Source organism: Shewanella sp. GJ50-10, assembly GCF_055808815.1.
This window is the reverse complement of sequence record NZ_JBVVSS010000001.1, coordinates 2359735-2377818: the sequence shown is the minus strand read 5'-3', so window position 1 is coordinate 2377818 and position 18084 is coordinate 2359735. Positions and strand designations below refer to the sequence as shown.

At 39.7% G+C, this 18084-nt stretch carries 18 protein-coding genes; 11 read left to right on the top strand and 7 right to left on the bottom strand.

Features of this window, described 5'->3' with window-relative positions:
* Positions 1-23 precede the first annotated feature (23 nt).
* The gene (locus AC0L4E_RS09980; protein ID WP_473679078.1) at positions 24-965 is read left to right on the top strand and encodes a chemotaxis protein CheV; all 942 of its coding nucleotides are present in this window, start codon (positions 24-26) and stop codon (positions 963-965) included.
* Between the two features lie 117 nt (positions 966-1082).
* On the opposite strand, the gene AC0L4E_RS09975 is transcribed toward AC0L4E_RS09980, so the two are convergent.
* Together AC0L4E_RS09975 and AC0L4E_RS09970 are read right to left on the bottom strand one after the other, a co-directional pair.
* The gene (locus AC0L4E_RS09975; protein WP_473679077.1) at positions 1083-1724 is read right to left on the bottom strand and encodes a hypothetical protein; all 642 of its coding nucleotides are present in this window, start codon (positions 1722-1724) and stop codon (positions 1083-1085) included.
* Between the two features lie 165 nt (positions 1725-1889).
* Positions 1890-2249: a DUF2750 domain-containing protein gene (locus tag AC0L4E_RS09970; protein WP_220754162.1), complete on the bottom strand. Its 360-nt coding sequence runs from the start codon at positions 2247-2249 to the stop codon at positions 1890-1892.
* A 218-nt stretch (positions 2250-2467) separates the two neighbouring features.
* Between AC0L4E_RS09970 and AC0L4E_RS09965 the strand changes: the two genes are divergently transcribed.
* The 3 genes from AC0L4E_RS09965 (at position 2468) to AC0L4E_RS09955 (ending at position 4699) form a co-directional block, all read left to right on the top strand.
* On the top strand, positions 2468-3682 hold the full coding sequence (locus tag AC0L4E_RS09965; protein ID WP_473679076.1) for a lytic murein transglycosylase: 1215 nt from the start codon (positions 2468-2470) through the stop codon (positions 3680-3682).
* Between the two features lie 167 nt (positions 3683-3849).
* On the top strand, positions 3850-4332 hold the full coding sequence (locus tag AC0L4E_RS09960) for an FKBP-type peptidyl-prolyl cis-trans isomerase (RefSeq protein ID WP_473679075.1): 483 nt from the start codon (positions 3850-3852) through the stop codon (positions 4330-4332).
* A 139-nt stretch (positions 4333-4471) separates the two neighbouring features.
* Positions 4472-4699, top strand: a complete 228-nt coding sequence (locus AC0L4E_RS09955; protein ID WP_473679074.1) for a DUF3389 family protein — start codon at positions 4472-4474, stop codon at positions 4697-4699.
* Between the two features lie 25 nt (positions 4700-4724).
* Here the strand turns inward: AC0L4E_RS09955 and AC0L4E_RS09950 are convergent, their stop codons facing one another.
* Positions 4725-5729 carry a glutathione S-transferase family protein gene (locus AC0L4E_RS09950; protein WP_473679073.1) on the bottom strand — a complete coding sequence of 335 codons (1005 nt, stop codon included), beginning with the start codon at positions 5727-5729 and terminating at the stop codon, positions 4725-4727.
* A 480-nt stretch (positions 5730-6209) separates the two neighbouring features.
* On the opposite strand from AC0L4E_RS09950, the gene ushA (AC0L4E_RS09945) reads away from it, so the two are divergent.
* The 4 genes from ushA (AC0L4E_RS09945) (at position 6210) to AC0L4E_RS09930 (ending at position 11554) form a co-directional block, all read left to right on the top strand.
* Complete coding sequence (gene ushA, locus AC0L4E_RS09945; protein WP_473679072.1) at positions 6210-7922, top strand: bifunctional UDP-sugar hydrolase/5'-nucleotidase UshA; 1713 nt, start codon at positions 6210-6212, stop codon at positions 7920-7922.
* A 155-nt stretch (positions 7923-8077) separates the two neighbouring features.
* Positions 8078-8749, top strand: a complete 672-nt coding sequence (locus AC0L4E_RS09940; RefSeq protein WP_473679071.1) for an alpha/beta hydrolase — start codon at positions 8078-8080, stop codon at positions 8747-8749.
* A 336-nt stretch (positions 8750-9085) separates the two neighbouring features.
* A complete protein-coding gene (gene ushA, locus AC0L4E_RS09935) occupies positions 9086-10789 on the top strand; it encodes a bifunctional UDP-sugar hydrolase/5'-nucleotidase UshA (RefSeq protein WP_473679070.1) in 1704 nt (567 codons plus the stop codon).
* 303 nt (positions 10790-11092) lie between these two features.
* On the top strand, positions 11093-11554 hold the full coding sequence (locus AC0L4E_RS09930) for an Hsp20 family protein (RefSeq protein WP_473679069.1): 462 nt from the start codon (positions 11093-11095) through the stop codon (positions 11552-11554).
* A gap of 205 nt (positions 11555-11759) precedes the next feature.
* Here AC0L4E_RS09930 and soxR read toward each other — a convergent pair whose 3' ends face one another.
* Complete coding sequence (gene soxR, locus AC0L4E_RS09925) at positions 11760-12212, bottom strand: redox-sensitive transcriptional activator SoxR (protein WP_473679068.1); 453 nt, start codon at positions 12210-12212, stop codon at positions 11760-11762.
* A 173-nt stretch (positions 12213-12385) separates the two neighbouring features.
* Between soxR and AC0L4E_RS09920 the strand changes: the two genes are divergently transcribed.
* The 3 genes from AC0L4E_RS09920 (at position 12386) to AC0L4E_RS09910 (ending at position 13596) form a co-directional block, all read left to right on the top strand.
* The gene (locus AC0L4E_RS09920; RefSeq protein WP_473679067.1) at positions 12386-12580 is read left to right on the top strand and encodes a hypothetical protein; all 195 of its coding nucleotides are present in this window, start codon (positions 12386-12388) and stop codon (positions 12578-12580) included.
* Between the two features lie 61 nt (positions 12581-12641).
* Positions 12642-13061 (top strand): VOC family protein, encoded by a 420-nt coding sequence (locus tag AC0L4E_RS09915; RefSeq protein ID WP_473681598.1) that lies wholly within the window; start codon positions 12642-12644, stop codon positions 13059-13061.
* A gap of 76 nt (positions 13062-13137) precedes the next feature.
* A complete protein-coding gene (locus AC0L4E_RS09910) occupies positions 13138-13596 on the top strand; it encodes a VOC family protein (RefSeq protein WP_473679066.1) in 459 nt (152 codons plus the stop codon).
* A gap of 140 nt (positions 13597-13736) precedes the next feature.
* Here the strand turns inward: AC0L4E_RS09910 and AC0L4E_RS09905 are convergent, their stop codons facing one another.
* From AC0L4E_RS09905 to AC0L4E_RS09895, 3 genes are all read right to left on the bottom strand, one after another.
* On the bottom strand, positions 13737-15179 hold the full coding sequence (locus AC0L4E_RS09905; protein ID WP_473679065.1) for a DEAD/DEAH box helicase: 1443 nt from the start codon (positions 15177-15179) through the stop codon (positions 13737-13739).
* A gap of 309 nt (positions 15180-15488) precedes the next feature.
* Entirely contained in the window at positions 15489-15983 is a 495-nt protein-coding gene (ilvN, locus tag AC0L4E_RS09900; protein WP_473679064.1) for an acetolactate synthase small subunit, read from the bottom strand.
* A complete protein-coding gene (locus AC0L4E_RS09895) occupies positions 15983-17701 on the bottom strand; it encodes an acetolactate synthase 3 large subunit (RefSeq protein ID WP_473679063.1) in 1719 nt (572 codons plus the stop codon). Before AC0L4E_RS09895 ends, ilvN begins: the two co-directional genes overlap by 1 nt.
* Positions 17702-18084 lie beyond the last annotated feature (383 nt).

Genomic DNA, 18084 nt, shown 5'->3' with positions numbered 1-18084 from the left:
GTTGAGTTAACTGAGAAATAATAATGAAGAAAGTTCTTGATACTGTAGATCAACGCACCCAACTAGTGGGTGAGAACCGTTTGGAATTACTACTGTTCAAAATTAGTGCAACTCAATTATTTGCGATTAATGTATTTAAAGTAAAAGAAGTGGTTAAGTTACCGCCCTTAAGCGCCTTGCCTGGTAGTAATAATAATATTAGTGGCGTGGCCAACATCCGCGGCATGTCAATTCCAGTGATTAACTTAAGAGGGGCGATTGGTTTTAGCCCAATGCCAGTATCTGAAGACTGTAATCTGATTATTACTGAGTATAACCGTAGCGTGCAGGGCTTTTTAGTGGGTAAGGTTGAGCACATTGTCAATATGACATGGAGCGACATCATGCCGCCGCCAAAATCTGCAGGGGCAAATAACTATTTGACGGCCATCACGAAGCTGCAAGATAATAACGTCGAGCGTTTGGTTTCTATTATCGATGTCGAGAAAGTGCTAGCTGAGATTATTGATTATGATATTAGCTTATCTGATGGCGTGTTAGATGAACATTTAGCCGAGCATATGCCAGGTAAAAAAGTGCTTATTGTTGATGATTCATCTACAGCAAGAAAGCAGGTTAGGGATACGCTCAGTCAATTAGGTATCGACATTATAGAAGCCTCAGATGGCTTACAAGCTTTACATTTACTGCAACGCTGGGCTGATGAAGGCAAAGACGTGGCCTCTGAGTTATTAATGATGATAACGGATGCTGAAATGCCAGAAATGGACGGTTATAAACTAACGTCAGAAATTCGAGCAGATAAACGTATGTCGTCATTATTTATTACGCTTAATACATCGCTCAGTGGCAGTTTTAACCATGCAATGGTTGAGAAGGTCGGTTGTGATGAGTTTATTTCAAAATTCCAGCCCGACTTATTAGTCGGTGTGGTGCAAACACGTTTAAAAGCATTACTTGGCTAACACTGATAATCTCTTATTATGTATTATTAAACTTAACAGGCTAATGACTCAGTGATTAGCCTTTTTAGTTTCTGTGAATAGTTTCTGTGTATAGTTTCAATCTAGGTGCTTCGATGGTTATTGTTCGAATTCCTCTTGAACCTGCTGCAACAATAACTTTTGATGTTCCCTGGTGATGCCAATGTTCATTCGACATAACCTAATTGCATAGGCAAACTTTTCTTTGCCAACAATGTTCAGTATTTCACATAACAGATGCTTATTCAGTGAAAGCGTGTCGCAATAATGATTTATCGCTTTTGTGAGGGAATTAAAGGTGAGTCCATCGAACTCAAATTGAGCGCTGTAACCTTGCTCTATATCCACCGCATTCAGTACTAATGGCCAACCTTTCGCATTTATCCGGCCTTTAGCGATGTTGTACATCATCCAAGCGCTTTCTTTAAAGCCTGAAAGAATTCGACAATCAAAACCTGACTCTTCAAGCTCTTCTTCAGTCCAATTAATTCCTATGGCTAAATCTTTGTGATAAATCCGCATTAGGTCATCTTTCACGGCATCACGGCAATCCCAAATTGATGTGAGCAAGTTCTTTTTAGCTAAACGTGCGCATTCCGTACAAGCAGGCAATGTGAGTGAGGGGTGGGGCGTACTAGGTTTTGCATAATAACTGAATACATCATTGGACGGCTCGGCGCAAAACCAACATTGATGGCGGAGATCAAAAGGGATTTCAACTAATGGGGGTAAATGATTCACAAAAGACCCTTAATCAATCTGTACTTAATAAAATATGATTCAATAAAAAAGCTGCCGAGTTTCGCAATAGATACGATTCCTCAATGCAGCTTTATTTCAATTAACCGTTTTATGCTCACATTGATTGCTTAGGAATAATGTGATTAACGAATTGTATTTAAAGAATTATTCAGCTTCTACATCAACTAATTCTTTAGCTAAAACGATAGGATCGACTTCGATACATTCTTCATCTGCAATCCAATCTAAACCGACTAAAACACCATCTTCGTTTAAGTCACCAACCCAGTATTCTAAAAATTCATTTAGGCTGATTTTAACAGCTTTGTATTCAGCCCACTCTTCTGTGCAATGGCTTGACGCTGCAGATTCTGTTGACCATAAAGGCATTACATCAGTTTCTTCGAATTCAGAAGAGTCACATACAACCCAACCTTCGCCCGTTTCATCCGCTAAGCCCCATAGGACTTGATGTTCTTTAACGTTCTCAATAAAGCTTGTAACAGCAGGGGTTTGTTCAATCATGATTAGTCTCTTTGATGAATTCAATTAACGTGACGATTATACGGTAACTCTAATCAATACAAAACACTATTAAGCTAATGTGACAACATCAATTTAAACATGAACTGAAATTAACCTTATAAACACATATTTTCAATATTTAAGACTTAAAGGCTCTTGTTTCCTGAATCGCTATCAGTCACGATGTCAACAGTCATTATTTGCAGAAGTATTCATATATGGTGAGTGTTAAAGTATCCCCAGTTTTTAAGTCAGTGTTATTACTTTCTAGTTGCTTTGTAAGTCTTCAATCTATTGCAGCGCCTGACAATTTTTCTCAATGTGTTGATAACCTAAAAATCAAAGCACGCAGTGAAGGTTTATCTGAACAAACCATTAATACTAGCGTTGCCAACCTTAAATTTATTCCTCGCGTCATTGAACTTGATAACCAGCAGCCTGAATTTAGCCAAACTTTTGGTAATTATTTTAATAAGCGCGTGACTGATTGGCGCGTCAAAGAAGGGCGCCGTTTATTAGCTGAAAATCGTGAGTTATTAAACAAGTTAACTGTTAAATATGGTGTTCCTGGACAATATATTATTTCTTTTTGGGGGTTAGAAACCAATTTTGGTGGCTATAAAGGGAAAATGTCAGTGCTCAATTCGTTAGCTACATTGGCATGTGATCCTCGCCGCAGTGACTATTTTACTAATGAGTTGATGCAGGCGTTAAAGCTTAAAGAAAAATATCAGTTTGACGATTCAACTATGGTGGGTTCTTGGGCTGGCGCCATGGGGCACACCCAATTTATGCCAACCAATTACGCTAAGTATGCTGTTGACGGCGACGGTGATGGCAAAGTGGATTTATGGAATAGTACTGCAGATGCATTAACTTCTGCGGCAAACTTTTTACAACAATTAGGTTGGAAGCCTAACGAACGTTGGGGACGGGAAGTGAGCCTACCTGAAAATTACGATTATCAATATTTAGGTCGTAAACATCCGCAACCGTTAACTAAGTGGTCAGAACTTAATATCACTCAAACCAGTGGTAAAGCGCTGTCGACGCCAGATATGGAAGCATCATTGTATGTGCCTTCTGGCCATACGGGACCTGCTTTTTTAGGCTATGACAATTTCGACGTGATTATGCGCTGGAATCGCTCAGAGTTTTACGCTATTGCCGTTGGGCATTTAGCTGACCGAATTAATGGTGCAGCCCCTCTGGCAGTCAGTGCTCCAGAACACGGCATGTTTAACCGCAGTGATATTAAAGTCATGCAAGCAAAACTCAATGAGTTAGGTTTTGATGTTGGCAAACCTGATGGCGTATTAGGACGTAACTCGATAGCTGGTGTACAAGCTTTTCAGCGCAGTAAAGGCCTTGTTGCTGATGGTTTCCCTGATGAAAAAACCTTTACCGCTCTTGGTATGACCTTAAGTGAGTAATTGAGGGCAAAACCCAAACACTCACTCGATAACGGTTAATACCTCCTCAAGCTCTATACCTCAGATAAACAGCAAAAGCCGATTAAATACGGCTTTTGCTGGCAGCTTGTTAGACGATTTGTTAAGCTGCGGCAATTATTGAAATCGAAGTAAATTAAGGACATTCGATGACAGCTCAAGATAATATGGTAGTACGTTTCAACTATACGCTTCGTGATGAAAAAGGCGAAGTGATTGAGACTAATGAAGGTGGTTCACCTATTGCTTACTTACACGGCCATGACAACATGATGCCAGGTATTGAAGATGCGATTACAGGCAAAGAAGCTGGTGCCAAATTTAGCGTGACACCTCCAGCTGCAGCTACTTACGGCGAACGTATGGAAGCAGCTGAGCAGCGCGTTTCTGTTAAGCACCTGCAAGGCGCTAAAGTATGGAAAGCGGGTATGCCTGCAATTGTTAACACTGAACAAGGCCAGCGCCAAGTGACAGTGGTTAAAGTTGGTAAGTTTATGGCAACCATCGATACTAACCACCCTTTATCAGGTCGAGAATTGACCTTTGATATTGAAGTTGTTGAGGTTCGTGAAGCAACTGATGAAGAAATTGCCCATGGCCATTCTCATGGTGAAGGCGGTCATCAGCACTAATATTGATTAATAATCAATATTTAAGTGACTATTAATAAGTGAAAATAAGCTTCTGTTTAAACCCAGGTTCTTGTTTTGATCCCAAGTGAATCTCACTTGGGATTTTTGTTTTCAGCTCTGTTAATTCGGAAATATATTAATGATTATTGAATTTTCACAAGGCAAATTAGTGGTCACACCTTTTGAAGTGCAATGCCGTTTAAATGTGAATAATATTGTATTAACTGCAATGGTTGATGACCTCAAGTGTATTGCTGACAGGTTATTACTTATCGCCGATGCGGGTGCGGTGCGTTGGAGTATTCAGCTCGACAATAACCAACAATTTTATGAAGTATTAGAAGTGATTGGTATTGCACCTGAGTAACGTCATTCTCAAGTGCAATTGGTGTTTATAAGCTAGCTCGATGGTGCGGGAGCATATAGTCAAGAATAGGGCCTGCGGGAACAATTTGAGTTGGGTTAATGTGCTGGTGGCTGAAATAATAATGTTGTTTGATATGCTCGAAATTAACGGTTTCTGCGATACCTGGATGCTGATATAAATCCCGTACATAAGCTGATAAATGTCGGTAAGATTCAATCGTACGTAGATTGGTTTTGAAGTGTCCAACGTATACACAATCAAATCGTATTAATGTGGTAAATAATCGCCAATCAGTTTCGGTGATATCTCTACCTGTTAAGTATCTTTGCTGACTAAGTCGTTTATCTAACGTGTCTAAGGTTTCAAATAACGGATATATAGCCTCTTCATAAGCTTGCTGACTTGTAGCAAAGCCTGAACGATATACACCATTATTGATATTGGCATAAATAATGTCATTGAGAGCATCAATTTCACTTTGTAATTGCTTTGGATAGTAGTCAGCTTCATTACCTGTAATATGATTAAATGCCGAGTTGAACATTCTTATAATTTCAGACGATTCATTACTCACAATAATATTTTGCTGTTTGTCCCATAAAACCGGCACAGTTACGCGACCGTTGTAATCGGGGATCGCTTGTTGGTATATCTGATACATAAAGTCTTTATTAAACAAGGGATCGACTTGAGAGCCGACAATAGGGTGAGCTGTGGGTGACTGTTTTGGTCCTTTAAATTCCCAGCCATTTGATAGCATATGTGGCTCAACCACAGTGATATCAATATGATTGGTTAGTTGCTTTAATTGTCGAAAAATCAAAGTACGGTGAGCCCAAGGGCAGGCCAGTGAAACATATAAATGATAACGACCTGATTCAGCTTTAAATCCAGCTTTGCCTGCAGGGCCTGCTTCACCGTCAACTGTCACCCAGTTTCTAAGCTGCGCATCTTCACGCTGAAATTTACCGCCATTCTCTTTCGTGGCATACCATTGATCAACCCACTGACCATTCTGTAATAAACCCATGTTAACCCCTGCGCTTTAATGCTAAAAGTTAATCATAACCATGAAGTAAATCGAATAAAATCTCATAAATTTGTTCGTTTCATTCGATTAAGTGAAATGGTTTGATCGTTAAGTAAAAGCGGACTACATCATGTAGCGAAAAAGTCAAACTGTGACTTAGCTCCAATTGTGAGATTTTTTGTGGATGTTCGTATAAAAAGACAATCTATTTGAAGGCCTGTTTCGATTTATAGTTTGCATAAATAAAGGCTTAACTCACTTTTTAACTGATTGTTTTAATTAACGAGCATGCTAATGCTTAGTCCCAAAAACATTGTCTTTGTTGTTAATGTAATAATTAGTGTAACGTATTGTTGTTAATGGGTTAAATGTCACGTTTTGTAATAAAAATGACATGAAACTAGTCCAGTGTTTGCTACCATTCTGCGCAGAGCTGGGTAGCTCGATAATAAAATAAAGATATTGATTAGGGGTTAGATCATGAAAAATACATTATACAAAGGATTAGTGGCTACAGCTGTCATTGCAGCATTGTCTGGTTGTAGTAGTGACGATGATAAAGATCAAACAGCATGTGAAGCAGCGGGTGATGCTTGTACTAGCTTTACCGTCATTCATACCAATGATAACCACGGTCGCTTTTGGGAAAACAGCGATGGTGAATACGGTATGGCAGCACGTAAAACTGTCATTGATCAAATTCGCGCAGAAGTCGAAGGTCGTGGCAACGAAACCATTTTATTATCAGGTGGTGACATCAATACAGGTGTTCCAGAATCTGATATGCAAGAAGCTATCCCTGACTTTGTCGGTATGAACTTACTTGGCTACGATGCGATGGCAGTGGGTAACCATGAGTTTGATAACCCGTTAAGCACGTTAGATATGCAAGCGACTCTTGCTAACTTCCCAATGCTTGCTGCAAACATTTACGATAAAAATGCTGAAGAGCGTTACTTTGAGCCATACCGTGTATTTGAAATTAACGGTCTTAAAGTCGCTATCATTGGTTTCACAACCGTTGATACACCAAAAATTGTTAACCCAGAAAATGTTGATAACTTAGAGTTTACTGATCCACAAGTTGAGTTACCAAAAGTATTAGCTGAAATCGAAGCGAACGAAGAAGTTGATATGGTATTTGCTGTGACGCATATGGGTCATTATGCAGATGGTAATCACGGTACTGAAGCCGCTGGTGATGTGATGTTAGCGCGCTCTGTAGAAGAAGGTCAATTACACGCAATCATTGGTGGTCACTCACAAAACCCAGTATGTATGGAAGGTGACGAATACGCTGATTTTGCTCCTGGAGATGAATGTAAACCTGATCAACAAAACGGCACTTACATCATGCAAGCCCACGAGTGGGGTAAGTACGTTGGCCGTGCTGATTTTGAATACATGGATGGCGAGTTAACCTTAGCAAACTACTCTTTGATTCCGATCAATTTGAAAGAAAAAGATGACAACGGTGATTTAGTCTTTATTACTGAAGAAATCGAGAAGAATCAAACTGTTTACGATATGTTGAAACCATATCAAGAACGAGGCCAAGAATTGCTTGATGTGGTTATTTCATACACTGACGGCAAGTTAGAAGGTGACCGCGAGGTTGTTCGTGCTGAGCAAACAAACCTAGGTAATTTGTTAACTACGGCTTACTCAGAATTCGTTACTCAAAACTTCAATGTTACTGCTGATTTTGGTGTGATGAACTCAGGTGGCGTTCGCGCATCAATCGCTGAAGGTGATATTTCTTACCGTGACGTGTTGACTGTTCAGCCATTTGGTAACTTTGTTGCTTATGTAACAATGACAGGTACAGAAGTCGAAAGCTATCTTGCTGACATCGCAATTAAAACTGGTGGCGGTTACCCACAATTAAATAAAGTTGCAATGGACGTTGACTGTGCCGCTGGCACTGTTGATATTGCTTCTTTAGGTGGTCGCGCTTTTGATGCAGAAGAAAACTACACCTTCTCACTAATTCACTTTAGTGCTGCTGGTGGTGATGATTACCCTGTGATTAATCAACATCCTAACTACATTGATACTCAGTTAACTGATGCAGCAGTATTCCGTGAATACTTTGTAGCTAATCCTGAGATCAGTGCAGAAGATTATGCTCCAGTAGATGGTCAGTTAAACTTCTACCGCAATGGTACTTTAGTTGGTAGTTGTGCAGAATAATCGTTAATTCGATTCAAGGAAGATTAAAAGGTAGCCTCGGCTACCTTTTTTGTTTTGTACTACTAGAGTTTTGTTATAAGCCCGTTTAAGTGAAAGGTTAACTCATTAAAAACTTTGGGGTAAGATAGCGGCAAAAATCAATAAGAGATTGGATAATGCCTACAGCACTTGAACGTATTACAATTGAACCCACCAATGCCGCAACCGCCTGTGTTATTTGGCTTCATGGCCTAGGAGACTCAGGGGCAGGTTTTGCGCCAGTCGTACCGGTATTAGGTTTGCCACAAAACCATTCGATACGTTTTATCTTTCCCCATGCACCTGAACAAGCGGTGACGATCAATGGCGGTTATATCATGCGCTCTTGGTACGATATTAAAAGTATGGACTTACACGACCGTGCGGACATTAATGGCGTATTAGAATCAGAACAAGCAGTTAAGGCGCTGATTCATGAGCAAATAGAAGCAGGCATTGCCGCTGAACACATTATTCTGGCAGGGTTTAGTCAAGGCGGTGTCATGAGCTTATTTACTGGCTTACGTTTTGAGCACAAGCTTGCAGGTATTATGGCTTTATCTTGTTACTTACCGGCAGGTGAAAACTTACCTGACGATTTACATCCCGCGAATGCTAATACGCCTTTATTGCAACATCATGGTGAGCAAGACGAAGTAGTGCCATTATTTGCAGGTAAAATGGCATATGATGCATTGAAAAAAGCAGGATATGCTTCAAATTGGAAAACTTTCACAATGCCTCACAGTGTTATTCCAGAGCAGTTAAACGAGATTGGTCAGTGGATCGCAAGTAAGTTAATTCGATGATTGTTTTGTAAGTGGAATAATTGAATACTATTGTTGATAGTTCAATATCAGCAATAATAGTTATGAAATAAAAGGCTTAACAATAGTGTTTTTAATAACACTATTGTTGAGCCTTTTTTGTTTGTCTAGTAAGTCTTCGGGTAATTGTGGTGTGTTCTAAATTATGCATAATCAAACCTTATTTTTATATATTAAACTATTGTTATTTAAGGAGTTGGATTCAAAAAAATGACATGTAATGATGTTATTTTGTTAATATATTTGACGGTTAATGTGAATATGTAAAATACATCAAGATTTAACATCTAAGAACGCAGATAGATTACGGATACAATAATGATAATAAATATTCCGCCAAGGTCAGTGGTATCACTAACCTTAAGTTTGGCAGTTGCCACAATTAGCCTCCTTACATTAAGCGGTTGCGAACAACGTCCAACTTGTACAGATGACAATTGCACTAAATTCACGGTGCTGCATACCAATGATAACCATGGCCGTTTTTGGCAGAATAAAGCGGGTGAAGCTGGTATGGCTGCGCGTTTTACGGTAATTGATGGCATTCGCAAGCAGGTCGCAGCAGAAGGTGGGCACACTTTAGTTCTATCAGGTGGTGATATTAATACTGGTGTACCAGAATCAGACTTACAAAAAGCCGTTCCTGATTTTATTGGCATGAACATGATTGGCTATGATGCAATGGCTGTCGGTAATCATGAGTTCGATAACCCGTTGTCAGTGTTAGATGAACAAGCTGAATTAGCTAATTTCCCAATGCTTGCAGCCAATATTTATCGTAAAGAGACCAATGAGCGTTACTTTGAGCCTTACAAAGTCTTTAATTTGGGTGATATCAACATTGCTGTAGTGGGTTTAACGACTGACGATACGCCAAAGCTGACTAACCCGTTACATACGGAGTCACTATTATTTACCAATCCCATTGAAGAAATGAAAAAGCTGTTACCGCAACTTAAAGCGGATGACAACATTGACTTAGTGTTTGCCGCAACGCATATGGGGCATTATCAAAACGGTGAGTTTGGTAGCAATGCTCCCGGTGATGTCACTATGGCTCGAGCACTAAATGAAGGTGATTTACATGCCATTATTGGTGGCCACTCTCAAAACCCTGTGTGTATGAGTGGTCGTAACAGCGAATATGATACGCGCTTTATGCCTGGAGATTCATGTCGCCCAGATAAGCAAAATGGCACCTTTATTATGCAAGCGCATGAATGGGGCCGTTATGTTGGTCGTGCAGATTTTGAGTATATTAATGGCGAGCTATATTTAATTGATTATCAGTTAATTCCAATTAACTTAAAACGAATGGCATTTGGTAAGAAGTTAGCTTGGCCGGTTGCTGAACCTATAGAGCGAAATGCCGAAGTAGAAGCTGCTTTACTTCCATATCAAGAAAAGGGCAGTGCAGAACTTGATGTGATCATTGGTCGTGTGGATGGCTTATTACAAGGTGATCGCAAAGTGGTTCGTGCGCAGCAAACTAACTTAGGTCGATTAATTGCTAAAGTGCACAGTGAAAAGGTTCGTGCCGATTTCGGTATTATGAATTCCGGTGGCGTGCGTGCTTCTATTCAAGCTGGCAAAGTCGCTTATCGTGATGTGCTAACTGTGCAGCCGTTTTCAAATACGATCGGTTTAGCTGAAATGTCTGGTGAAAAGTTAATTAAATACTTATCTAAAGTCGCTACCAACACCAGAACAAGTGGCGCCTATGCACAGTTTTACGGTATCGATATGACGGTTAAATGTCGCGATCAAGATGTTGAGATACACAGTATTAATAATCAGCCTTTTGATATAAACGCTCAATACACTTTCTCGATCCCAAGCTTTAGTGCGGCAGGCGGTGACAATTACCCGAAGATTAATATTTTAGAAGCAGGCTATGTTGATGCCATTGAGCTATATGATTACATCAAGCAGAAGCAGCAGATAAACATCGCTGATTATGAACCAAATGGTGAGCTTAAATTTGAACAGTCGAAGAGTAGTTTAGGCTGCAGCATCTACTAATTTAGATATCAAATTGATCGGTAAAATAGATAAAACAGAAGGGCAATCGAAAGATTTCCCTTTTTATTTTAAAATGTTAAATGCGTTAAGTTATTGTATTTATGCGATTTTAATTTTTAAATGATAAAAGTATCAAATTATTTTTAGAAATTTACTTGAAAACAAAAATATCGTTCTCATATCTAGTTATAAGTTAGGCACGCTCAATAGAGGGTTTAACTTACATTACGCCGTAAGGGTAATGACAACCGCCAAAAATGGCATATTATTTTTTAACATATTGCTTTAGACAAGGGTATGAACATGCGCAAATTTAACTTAACTCCAGATTTAACTCCTCTTTATCGTAGTGCGATTGGTTTTGACCGTTTAGCTAAAATGGCAGAACACGCCGCAGTGCAAAATGGTAACACTGGTTACCCTCCATACAACATCGAATTACTAGGTGAAAACCGTTATAGCATCACAATGGCTGTTGCAGGTTTTACTATGGACGAACTTGATATCACAAGCGAAGGTGACAAGTTATTAGTCAAAGGTAGTAAAGTTGCTGCAGTAAACGATGAGCGTAAATATTTACATCAAGGTATTGCTGAGCGTGGGTTCGAGCGTACGTTCCAGTTAGCAGATCACGTAAATGTGGTTGGCGCAGGTTTAGAAAATGGCCTATTAAACATTGAACTGGTACGTGAAATCCCAGAAGCATTAAAGGCACGTAAGATTAAAATCAATACTGCCAACACAACCAATACCATTGAGAGCTAAGATTCTCATCGCTATCTCTTATTAATGATAAGAGATAGCGAACTTGTAAGACATTAGTTTTTATCGTGCTTTCTATCTCCCAATACACTCATCATGTATTTAGCAGCACGAAGTTTCACATCTCCCCTGATTATTTTGCCCAACGAGAATCTATTTCCTTGTTGGGCTTTTTCGTTTTAGATGATCCTTAAACCTATATCTATCGCTATTCGCAAAGTGCTTTATCTAAAATAACTGAACCAACGCCATCAATGCCAAGTTCATCTTCAGGGTTGTAAAGTGGACAAGTGGTCATAGAAAGGCAGCCGCAACCGATACAACCATTTAGTGAGTCTCTTAACTGGGTTAAGTAGCTTATTCGCTGGGTTAGTTTGTCGTGCCAAGCTTGAGATAATGTTGCCCAATCATCTTTAGTTGGCGTTCGCTCGTTAGGTAAGTAGCTCAATGCTTGTTTTATCTCTTGGAGGCTAATCCCCATTTTTTGGGCTGCTTTTATCACTGATATACGGCGGATGACATCACGGCGATATCGACGTTGGTTGCCTTGATTACGTAAGCTTGAAATTAATCCCTTTGACTCGTAAAAGTGCAAGCTAGACACCTTAATCCCACAACGCTTAGCCACTTGACCTACCGTTAAATCAGCTTCATTTAACATGATTTCTCCCTAGCTATTAATTTTTATGAAAACCGTAGCGACCTTAGCCCGATAAAAAATTTATTTCGAAATAACCGTAATTAATACTTTACCTCAACTTAGGTTGAGGTTTTATAGTGTGTTCATCTTATATAAACATTCACTAAATTGACAGACATTTGCAGGAGGCAGATATGAGTAAAGCGATGACTTATAGCACTGACATTAATGAGATTGTGAACAGCACTGATCGTCAAAAAAAACAGGAAAACGCACTAAGTGGCAATTTCAAATATAGGTTTATGACTCATGAAGATAACCAGCAAGCAATCAAAAATGTAATTACTAAAAGCCAATTACTTTTTAGTCAAACGATGAAATTGAAATAGCTCAACATTAGTAAGCGAGCAAACACTTAAACACTCAAAAAATAAGTTTAATAAGGACATTATTATGCGCTTAGAACATTTAAATTTAGTGGTAAACGATTTAGCTGAAACCTTGTCATTTTATCAAGCTGCATTCCCGCATTGGAAAGTCAGAGGTGGTGGCGAAGGGGAATGGCATGGTGTATTGCGTAAATGGATTCATTTCGGTGATGATTATAACTACCTTTCTTTTAATGATAACGGCAAAGGATTAATGCGTCCTGTTGAAGGCTATGATCTTGGATTAGCTCACTTTGCTTATGTGGTGTCTGATTTACAAAGCTTGATACAAAGATTGACCTTAGCTGGTTTTGAAATAGCGATTCAGGGCGGTAAAGATGTAAATTACGACAGTGTTTATTACATGGATCCTAATGGCTATGAAGTTGAGTTTGTTGAGTATTTAACGGACATACCGAGTGAGCGAAATCAATATAGTTAAGTTAGCAATTAACTCAATGTCTGCACGGGAATCTGCCATTTGAACAGAGTAAAGCACAGGATATTAGAGGTAAAAAATGAGATTAAATCAAATAACATTGCCGGTTAATGATATGGCTAAAGCGTGCGAGTTTTATCTGTTATTAGGCTTTACACAAATTGTTAGCACCGCTCAAAATGGTAACCATTACGCACGTTTTGCATGCCATGAAGGTGAAGCGACATTCTCATTGTCGTTACAGGAATCAGAGCTATTTACAACAGAAGAATTGGCATCAAAAGAATCGACAACACAAGCATCTAAAACAGCTGGTAATAACTCCAGTGTGATTTACTTTGAGCATCAAGAGCTGGACAAATGGGTCGCAGACTTGATACACAAAGGGATTCAGTTTGAACAACTGCCAGTTGATGAGGCATATTTATGGCGCGAGGCGGTTTTATTTGACCCTAGTGGTAATAAAATCAAGCTGTATTGGGCAGGTGAAAACAGGTTAAACCCGCCATGGCGAGTGGATATTCAAGCTAGTAGTTAACTTATGTATACGATAAGTCATTGCACAACCCCATAAAAAAGCCTACTGAATAACGCAGTAGGCTTTAATTTATCCTAATTACACATTAAAGCTGATAAGCATGGATTCGGCTTAGGAAGCTAACTAATGACTTAATTTTATTATTGCTTCCACGGGTTTTCGCTGCCGCTGCCATTAGGTACCGAACTTGGCTTGTTATCCGATGAGCGTTCATTGCGTCCACTTTGTGATGAGCCATGACTGCTTTTAGAAGCATTGGATACGTATGGTGAGCGCGAAGACCCACTGGCTTCTTCTTGGTTAAACTTTTTGGCTTTATTTTTGTTGTAGTGGTTATTCTTTGGTTTGTCTGACTTACCACGAGACAATTTAGGCTGTTCTTGATCCGACTTTGGTTTTGGCGTTTTAGGGTTTTTAGGCACAAAATCTAAAATCGAAATAGGCACCTCTTTTCTCGGCGCAAAACCTTCAATCTCTTTACGTTCAATAATATGGCCTAAACGTCGTTCAATGGCGCAAAGGTTTTTGAAGTCATCCTTAGACACTAAAGAAACTGCAGTACCTTGTGCTCCAGCTCGACCTGTTCTGCCTATTCGGTGAACATAGTCATCAGCTGGAAAGGGTAGGTCGTAGTTAATTACCAATGGCAAATCATCAATATCAATACCACGAGCAGCAACGCCTGTGGCGATTAAGTAGGTAATTTTACCTGCTTTAAAATCAGCTAAGATTTGTTCACGAATAGGCTGGCTTCGCCCACTATGGAAAGACTCTGCAATAATGCCGCGTTTTTCGAGTTGAGTTACCAGTTTCGCTGCGCCGTGCTTGGTTTCGATAAAGATTAAGGCTTGTTTCCAGTCATTTTCTTGGATCAAATGACTTAGTAGCGCAGATTTTTTATCTTTATCAACGGTCACTAACCATTGATCAATTTTTGGTTTAGCAGCGGCATCCGTTTCAACAGAAATCTGCACCGGTGTTTTCATTGCCGTTTTAGCTAAAGCGCGAACTTGATTAGACAGCGTCGCTGAAAACAGCATGTTCTGACGTTCATCTGGTAAGAGTTCGATAATGCGGTTAATGTCTTCAATAAATCCCATGTCGAGCATGCGATCGGCTTCATCGAGGACAAGTACTTCAAGCTCATCAAAGTGGACTGCACGCTGGGTGTATAAGTCTAATAAACGACCAGGTGTTGCCACTAAAATATCAATACCTTCGATGAGGCGCTGCTTTTGTTGTTTACTATCAACTCCGCCGTACATCACCATTGAATTGATGGATAAGTGCTTACTGTATTGCTGAATGTTTTGCTCTACTTGCACTACTAGCTCACGGGTTGGAGCAAGTACCAGTGCTTTAACTCGTTTACCACGCACTTTACGAGGTTCTTTAAAACGCTCAAGTATTGGCAAGACAAAGCTGGCAGTTTTACCCGTTCCTGTTTGCGCTGCAGCAATGATATTTTTACCCGACAAGGCCACTGGAATTGCTTTTTGTTGAATTGGAGTCGGTGCGCTGTAGCCTAATTCATTAAGAGCAAGTGTGATGGGTTCGCTTAATCCAAGCTTGGAAAATGGCATGTGTTATCTCAGGTAAAATGTCAGTAGTGTCTGTAATTTTAGTTGATAAAATTAGGACATTGAAAAGCATAGTATTATAGCAGAGTGGATAAAGTATAGGATAGTTGAGTTTGTGGCTAAGGATTAAAAAAGGGAGCAAATGCTCCCTTTATGGTTCGATGTTTAAAGCTATTAAAGCTATTAAAGCTATTAAAGCTATTAAAGCTATTAAAGCTATTAAAGCTATTAAAGCTATTAAAGCTATTAAAGCTATTAAAGCTATTAAAGCTATTAAAGCTATTAAAGCTATTAAAGCTGAAAAAGGTAAGGTTACGCTTTCATGGCTTTATCACCACGTGCAAGACCTACAACACCCGAACGAGACACTTCAATGACTTTAGTGACTTCTGCAAGCGCACCAATAAAGGCATCTATTTTATCACTGGTTCCGGCCATTTGGATGGTATACAAACTCGAAGTAACATCGACAATTTGACCACGGAAAATATCAGCTGTGCGCTTAACTTCTTCACGCATATCGCCTTGAGCTTTTACTTTAACTAATGCCAGCTCGCGTTCGATATGCGCGTTTTCAGTAATGTTAGACACTTTAAGAATATCGATAAGTTTGTGTAGCTGCTTTTCGATTTGCTCATGGGTGTCAGCTTCAGCATTAACAGTGATATTAAGGCGTGACAGTGTCGTATCTTCAGTTGGTGCCACGGTCAAACTTTCAATGTTATAGCCACGTTGTGAGAATAATCCCACTACGCGAGATAATGCACCGGGTTGGTTTTCAAGTAATACAGAAATAATACGACGCATTAGCTTCTCTCCGTTTTGCTTAACCACATATCTTTCATTGACTCACCACGAATTAGCATTGGGTAAACGTGCTCTGTTTCATCCACGCTGATATCCACAAATACCAGTTTATCTTTCATCGCTAGTGCTTCAGCAAGCTTGGATTCAAGCTCGTTTGGATCGCTAATGGTCATACCAACATGCCCGTAAGCTTCGGCAATTTTGGCAAAGTTAGGCACAGAGTCCATATAAGAATGTGAATGACGGCCTGAATAAATCATGTCTTGCCATTGTTTTACCATGCCAAGGAAGCGGTTATTCAAGTTAATAATTTTTACTGGCGTGTCATATTGAAGCGCTGTTGAAAGCTCTTGAATATTCATTTGGATTGAACCATCACCTGTAACACACACTACGGTTTCATCTGGCATTGCCATTTTAACGCCCATAGCAGCAGGTAAGCCAAAGCCCATGGTGCCAAGACCACCAGAGTTAATCCAGCGACGTGGTTTATCAAAAGGGTAATACAATGCTGCAAACATTTGGTGCTGACCAACATCCGAAGTCACGTAGGCATCGCCATCAGTTAGCTTGTGTAAGGTTTCAATCACTTGTTGTGGCTTAATACGATCAGTTGTTTTGTCGTACGCTAAACTGTCGCGTTCGCGCCACTTATTAATTTGTGTCCACCAAGTATCGAGTGCTTCACTGTCATTGGTTTTTTGGGTTTCATCCAACAGCTTTAGCATGCTGTTTAGAATATTTTCAGCAGAGCCAACAATAGGAATATCGACACGAACGGTTTTTGAGATCGATGCAGGATCAATATCAATATGTAATATGGTTGCGTTAGGGCAGTACTTTTCAACATTATTGGTGGTCCGGTCATCAAAACGTACTCCAATACCAAAAATAAGGTCACTTTCGTGCATGGCCATATTGGCTTCATAACGGCCATGCATACCTAACATACCTAAGAATTGCGGATGACTTCCAGGGAAGGCGCCTAAGCCCATCAGGGTATTGATAACTGGGATGTTTAAACGCTCTGCTAACTGCAGTATTTGCTGGTCACACTCTGAAATGATTGCACCACCACCGACATACAGTACTGGTTTTTTTGCAGATAATAATGCGTGTAAACCTCGGCGGATCTGACCTTTATGGCCTGAGGTTGTTGGGTTATATGAACGCATATTCACCGACTCTGGGTATACATAGTCGTGAAGCAATTCTGGGTTTAAACAGTCTTTTGGTAAATCAACAACAACTGGACCAGGTCGGCCTGTTGACGCGATAAAAAATGCTTTTTTGATGATTTCAGGGATATCGCGAGGATCTTTAACTAAAAAGCTATGTTTAACTATTGGGCGTGAGATACCAATCATGTCACATTCTTGGAATGCGTCATTACCAATGAGGTTGCTTGGTACTTGACCCGATAACACTACCATCGGAATAGAATCCATATAGGCAGTAGCGATACCGGTAATAGCATTGGTAGCACCTGGACCAGAGGTCACCAAAACAACTCCAACGTCGCCAGTTGCGCGTGCATAGCCATCGGCCATATGTACGGCAGCTTGTTCGTGTCTTACAAGGATGTGTTCTACACCTGCAATTTTATGAAGTGCATCGTAGATATCGAGAACTGAGCCACCAGGGTAGCCGAAAATGTGTTTTACGCCTTCATCGATTAACGAGCGCACAATCATGCTTGCGCCGGATAATTTTTCCATTGCTAAATCCTCTTAAGTTACCGTTGTGGGTAAACAGTATCTTGTTACAACGACGGTAATCGTTCTAAAAGTAAGCCCGAATGGTAATTCGAACTCGTTTATCTTTGCAGTCGATAACCGCCTTAGATAATTGCCTTGATATAGGTGATGTTGAGATAACATCAAGTGAAACAAGGTAAATTCATCATAATTAATTTTGAACTTGAAACAAGGGGCAATTTGAAATTAATTAAGAAACTTGAGTGTATTTCATGAATATTGAAAATTAATAAAAATTAACTCGTAAAAGTGCACTAAATCATCAATTAATTGCACTTTATTAAATACGGCCTTATTAAATAGCACAGCTGAATTGCTCAGTGCTTTAACCTCAGTTGTATCCA